This window comes from Dehalococcoidales bacterium (assembly GCA_030698765.1).
Lineage (GTDB): Bacteria > Chloroflexota > Dehalococcoidia > Dehalococcoidales > UBA2162 > JAUYMF01.
In genome coordinates, this window is record JAUYMF010000091.1 from 1 (window position 1) to 4,969 (window position 4,969).

The window sequence follows — 4,969 nt, forward strand, 5'->3', positions numbered from 1 at the left end:
CGCACGGCCAGGTTCACCACCCGCTCAATCTTCAGCCAGTCTATCTGCCCGTCCAATATCATGCGGGATAAATTTATCGACCCCAGGTTGCAGCTCTCGTAGGGGAGCAGCGGCAGCTCGCCACAGGGATTGGTGGCTTCCAGCCGTCCCAGGTGCGGCGTGGGATTACGACGATTAATCTCATCGAGGAAGATAAGGCCGGGGTCGCCGGTTCTCCAGGCATTAAAGTGACAAAAATGTGACATTTAAGAAGCCGGACCGCCGGTGCGGGTGGTCTCCACCCGCACGCGGGTAAACAAAAGGACAGGTCTCTTCAGCTGCTACGCTTCAGAAACCTGCCCTTGAAATTCGTTCCACTACTCCTCCCGTTTGGTTGCCTTCGCCAAATGGCCCCTTCCAAAGAACCTCAAATTGCTAAAGAGCCTAAACTAACGAGGAGCTCGGGAACCTTCGCTGAAACTTAGAACTTTAATCGGCAATCACCTCTTTCCTTTCCTTATTTTCAGTATATTTTATACCTGAGGGCGGGGCGCGTCTGTGACTTTTGTCTTTTTTTCGCGTTCGCTCGGGATTGAAATGTCATAAATTTGTAACTTTTCTTACATTCGTGTTATAACTTCTTCACCTGTATTCTAGTATGATTCCACAAAGAAAGGTCAAACACCTGTAAAATCAACCGTGTCGAGTACAACTTAGGAGGTGAAGGAATGCCTGAATTTTTAAATCCGTTTTCCGGCGAAGTGCCTGAGCGAAAGCTCACGGTCGAGGAGCTAATCCGGGCAATTAGGCTCGACCTGTCTGCCGAAGAAGAAGCGATCCATCTTTACATGGCTCACGCTGATGCGACTGAGCACCCGCTGGCCAGGAAAGTGCTGATTGACGTTGCCAATGAGGAGCGTCAGCACGTCGGCGAATTTCAACGGCTGCTGCAGATATTGACCGGTGATGAGGACAAGTGGCTGGCCGATGGCGCTGCTGAGGTGGACGAGATGGCTGCTGAGCTTGGTATTGCGGAGCCGGAGCAGGATATAATACCCGGCGGCGAAGAGCCGACCATCGGCTCGCTAAAAGAGTAACTGAGAGGAGGAACAAACATGACGAATAAGTACCTTTCGAGAGATGACGCCCCAATTGAAGCCGGAACCTGGGAAGCAATTGACGGGACCATGCGCGATGCCGCGACAAGCATTTTAACCGGCCGCCGTATCCTTCACATTGACGGGCCCTATGGTCTGGGGTTAAAAGCCGTACCTTTAAGCGACCCTGAAGTAGAATCGCTCCCGGTTACCAGTCCGGTGATGCCACTGGCGCTGATAAGCAGGAGTTTTACTATTGCCAAGCGAGACCTTGCCGCCTTTGAGAGAGACGGGATAATGCTTGACACTAAGCCGGTGGCTGCAGCCGCCATTGAGTGTGCCAAACTTGAGGACGAACTGGTGTTCAAAGGCACCAAAGACACCGCCGGTCTGCTCACGGCCAAGGGTTCCAACCAGTTGAAACTGTCACCGTGGTCTGAGGTGGGTACAGCGGCGGAAGAAATCATCAAGGCGGTAACCGTGCTTGATGCCTCCGGTTTTCACGGTCCTTACTCTCTGGCTCTGACGCCCGGCCGCTACAATCTACTCTTGCGCCGCTATCCTGACGGCGCCATCAGTGAACTGGAACATGTCAGGACGATAGTAACGGATGGAATATTTAAAGCCCCGGCACTGGAGAGTGGCGGCATACTACTGGCTTCCGGCCGCCAATTCGCCTCAATCGTGCTCGGACAGGATATGACCGCGGGCTTCATCGGCCCTGTCGCCGAGAGGCTTGAATTCTCTATTTCGGAGAGCCTTACCCCGTTCATCCGGCAACCCAAAGCGATTTGCCTGCTGAAAGACTAAGCTTTGCGTTTTAAGCCGGTGTGTAAGTTTCGGTAAGACCTTTTTGTGGTGATAACGACCATGCGGCGTGACGGCCATAAGCGTGTTCGTATACCTGAGATTTAGTATTTTCTGTTTACCTGCTTACAGTCCGGACGTCATGATGTAGTGACTCTGCAAATAAAAAAGAGGGAGCCGGGTCTATCCGGCCCCCTCTGTAATTCCTGATCCCTTACTTTACCTTGACTTCGATGCGCTTGGCCTTGGCTTCCTCAGCCTTGGGGAGCCTTATCTCCAGAAGGCCGTTCTCGTAGGTGGAAGAAATCTTGTCGCTATTGACCGGGAACGGCAGAGTTACCGTACGTGAGTAGCTACCGAAACAGCGTTCACAGGAATAATAGGTAGCGTCTTCATGTACTTCCTCTTGCTTCTTCTCAGCCTTGATGGTCAAGCAATCACCCTCCAGGCTGATATCGATATCTTCCTTAGAGATGCCCGGCAGTTCCGCCCTCATCACCAGCTCATCCTTCTCTTCATATATGTCCAGGCTGGGGTGCATATGAGTAGCGCAAACTGTCGGTGTCCAAGACTTCCACATATCGCTGGCCAATCTCTCCATTTCATCAAAGACACTCAACGGACGATAGAGAGGTTCCATCACCGTCGTCAAGGCTCGGCTCGGGCTTCTCCTGACAGTAATTGCGGTCATAGTAACTCCTCCTTTCTGTCTTATTTTCTCTTATCATAAAAGTATATTCCTGGCTGACTTTTTTGTATACGACTTTTGTCATACACCCGGCTGATAACCGCCGGGCTTTCCCCAAAATGTCACATTTTTGTAACTTTTCCTGCCTCTATTTTATAACTTTTACATCGGGGGATTTGTAGAATATGGCAATAAAACCGGGGGGCGGGTATGTTGACTGACCGGAACCCGGTGATTGGCTGTGTGGCCCCTGGCAGATATCAACCTGAGACTTTAGGAGGTACGAGTAATGGCCGAACAATCGACCGGTAAGGAGTTTCTGGAACTGGCAATTGAAATCGAGAGAAACGGGTATAATTTCTATACGTCGGCAGCCCAGGAAAAGAGCAAAGAGATAAAGGATATCCTCATGCAGTTAGCCGGGCGTGAAAAGGAACATGAACATACCTTTCGTGATATGCTGACGCGCGTGGGCGGTTATGTAGCGGAGCACCCCTGTGAGAATTACGAGTACATCAAGACTCTTGCCGAAACAAGCATCTTCATCGGTAAGCAAGCCCAGGAGCTTCTGACCAGAAAGAAGATGACAGATGTTGAGGCCTTTGAGGTCGGCATCGGGTTTGAGAAAGACTCAATTCTGCTTTACTCAGAGGTGAGAGGCATGGTGCCCAGACCGGACCAGGATATTATAGATATGATAACCAATGAGGAGAAAAAGCATCTCAGTGAACTGATGTACATGGCAAACAAAATGAGGAGCGGTTAGAAGGTGGCGGGAAAAGCGATGGCTCAATTACGTATTCTGTCGTACAGCAGCGAACCGTTCGCCGACCGTGAGGAAGCGGGAAGACTTCTAGCCGCCGAGCTGAGACAGTATCGCGGTCAAAACGCGGTGGTGCTGGGGATTCCGCGTGGGGGCGTTGTCGTCGCGCGTGAAGTAGCCCGCTTGCTTGATGCTGAACTCGATGTTGTTCTGGCGCGCAAGCTGCGTACCCCCGGGCATGAGGAACTGGCGATGGGTTCCGTGGCTGAGAATGGTAAGCTTTTCCTCAACCGGGAGGTCGTAGGGGAGCTGGGTGTGGGAGAGGCTGATATCCAGCAGGAGAAGGCGCGGCAGCTCGCTGAGATTAAACGTCGTAATGAGCTTATTCGCCGGATACAGCCCAGGATACCGCTGAAGGAAAGAATAGTCATTGTCATTGATGACGGTGTGGCCACCGGCGCCACCACCCAGGCGGCGTTTTGGGCAGTCCGGTCTGAGCAGCCCGAAAGGCTGATAGCCGCCATACCGGTGGGGCCTGAGGACACCATAAGAAGACTGGCGAGAGATGTGGATGAAATGCTGTGCTTGCGCACGCCGCCGCTATTCGCCGCCGTAGGTCAGTTTTATCAGCAGTTCTATCCTGTCGAGGACGAAGATGTACTGAGAATCCTGAAAGAGGAGAGTGGTAAGATTGATTGAATTCCGGGTCGAGCTACTGGAGAAAGCGGTCCGGCTGGCAAGCAAAGTGGGGTACGTTTTCATCGCCACCGCCGATGCCGGTAAATGGCCGCACCTGGCCATAGCGCGAACCCTGGCGCTTCAGGGAGAAGGCCGGATAGCCGTGAACGAATGGTTCTGTCCGGGGACGATGTCCAACCTGCGGTCAAATCCCCGTGTCTCGGTCGTGGTGTGGGACGAAAATGAGGACGCTGGTTATCAGTTGGTAGGCGATATGGAACATATGATGGACATCGGTATGATTGACGGCTATACACCGGGAATGGAGAGCAAGTGGCCTCTTCCCCAGGTAGAAAGCCAGCTTGTCATCCGCATCAGCAAGGTCACTGATTTCAAGCGCGCCCCGCACAGCGATGTCGAAGAATAGTTGTGGAGGGATCTGTGATGGAACGGAGGGCTATAAAGGAGGAAGGCTATGTTCGCCTTACGGCGGGCGAGGTCTTACTCGATGGTAACCTCTTAATACCCGCGCGAGCCGCAGGGCTGGTGGCTTTCGCTCACGGCAGCGGCAGCAGCCGTCACAGCTCCCGGAACCGGTACGTCGCCCGGGTATTGCGTGATGCTGGGCTGGCTACCTTGCTCTTCGACCTTCTGACCCCCGAGGAAGAAGCGGAAGACCTCGTCACGGGAAACCTGAGGTTCGATATCAACCTGTTAGCGCGCCGGCTGGCCGGCGCTACAGACTGGCTCCAGACCAATGAGGATACCCGCCGTCTCAAATTGGGATACTTTGGCGCCAGCACCGGGGCGGCGGCAGCCCTGGTGGCGGCAGCGGAGAGGGCGGAGGTGGTCGGTGCCGTTGTCTCCCGCGGTGGCCGTCCTGACCTGGCCGCGCCGGTGCTCGGCCGGGTGAAAGCGCCCACTCTGCTCATTGTAGGTGGCCGGGACTTCCCTGTC

General features: G+C 53.7%; 8 protein-coding genes. 6 read left to right on the forward strand and 2 right to left on the reverse strand.

Features of this window, described 5'->3' with window-relative positions; all coding sequences use genetic code 11:
- Window positions 1-245: ribonucleoside-diphosphate reductase, adenosylcobalamin-dependent (locus Q8Q07_04295; GenBank protein ID MDP3879512.1), on the reverse strand; the 245-nt coding region annotated here is incomplete at its 3' end.
- 462 nt (window positions 246-707) lie between these two features.
- On the opposite strand from Q8Q07_04295, the gene Q8Q07_04300 reads away from it, so the two are divergent.
- Window positions 708-1,076 (forward strand): ferritin family protein, encoded by a 369-nt coding sequence (locus Q8Q07_04300; GenBank protein MDP3879513.1) that lies wholly within the window; start codon window positions 708-710, stop codon window positions 1,074-1,076.
- An 18-nt stretch (window positions 1,077-1,094) separates the two neighbouring features.
- The gene (locus Q8Q07_04305) at window positions 1,095-1,886 is read left to right on the forward strand and encodes a family 1 encapsulin nanocompartment shell protein (GenBank protein ID MDP3879514.1); all 792 of its coding nucleotides are present in this window, start codon (window positions 1,095-1,097) and stop codon (window positions 1,884-1,886) included.
- 211 nt (window positions 1,887-2,097) lie between these two features.
- Here the strand turns inward: Q8Q07_04305 and Q8Q07_04310 are convergent, their stop codons facing one another.
- Entirely contained in the window at window positions 2,098-2,574 is a 477-nt protein-coding gene (locus tag Q8Q07_04310) for an Hsp20/alpha crystallin family protein (protein MDP3879515.1), read from the reverse strand.
- A 286-nt stretch (window positions 2,575-2,860) separates the two neighbouring features.
- Between Q8Q07_04310 and Q8Q07_04315 the strand changes: the two genes are divergently transcribed.
- The 4 genes from Q8Q07_04315 to Q8Q07_04330 all read left to right on the forward strand — a co-directional run.
- Window positions 2,861-3,337: a ferritin family protein gene (locus Q8Q07_04315; GenBank protein MDP3879516.1), complete on the forward strand. Its 477-nt coding sequence runs from the start codon at window positions 2,861-2,863 to the stop codon at window positions 3,335-3,337.
- A gap of 18 nt (window positions 3,338-3,355) precedes the next feature.
- On the forward strand, window positions 3,356-4,033 hold the full coding sequence (locus tag Q8Q07_04320) for a phosphoribosyltransferase family protein (protein MDP3879517.1): 678 nt from the start codon (window positions 3,356-3,358) through the stop codon (window positions 4,031-4,033).
- Complete coding sequence (locus tag Q8Q07_04325; protein MDP3879518.1) at window positions 4,026-4,439, forward strand: pyridoxamine 5'-phosphate oxidase family protein; 414 nt, start codon at window positions 4,026-4,028, stop codon at window positions 4,437-4,439. The genes Q8Q07_04320 and Q8Q07_04325 overlap by 8 nt, the downstream gene beginning before the upstream one ends.
- Window positions 4,440-4,456: 17 nt before the next feature.
- A partial coding sequence (locus Q8Q07_04330) for a dienelactone hydrolase family protein (GenBank protein ID MDP3879519.1) occupies window positions 4,457-4,969 on the forward strand: 513 nt, incomplete at its 3' end.

Coding starts and splice junctions, on each gene's coding strand:
- Q8Q07_04300 (MDP3879513.1), top strand. CDS start 708: ATGCCTGAATTTTTAAATCCGTTTTCCGGCGAAGTGCCTGAGCGAAAG.
- Q8Q07_04305 (MDP3879514.1), top strand. CDS start 1,095: ATGACGAATAAGTACCTTTCGAGAGATGACGCCCCAATTGAAGCCGGA.
- Q8Q07_04310 (MDP3879515.1), bottom strand. CDS start 2,574: ATGACCGCAATTACTGTCAGGAGAAGCCCGAGCCGAGCCTTGACGACG.
- Q8Q07_04315 (MDP3879516.1), top strand. CDS start 2,861: ATGGCCGAACAATCGACCGGTAAGGAGTTTCTGGAACTGGCAATTGAA.
- Q8Q07_04320 (MDP3879517.1), top strand. CDS start 3,356: ATGGCTCAATTACGTATTCTGTCGTACAGCAGCGAACCGTTCGCCGAC.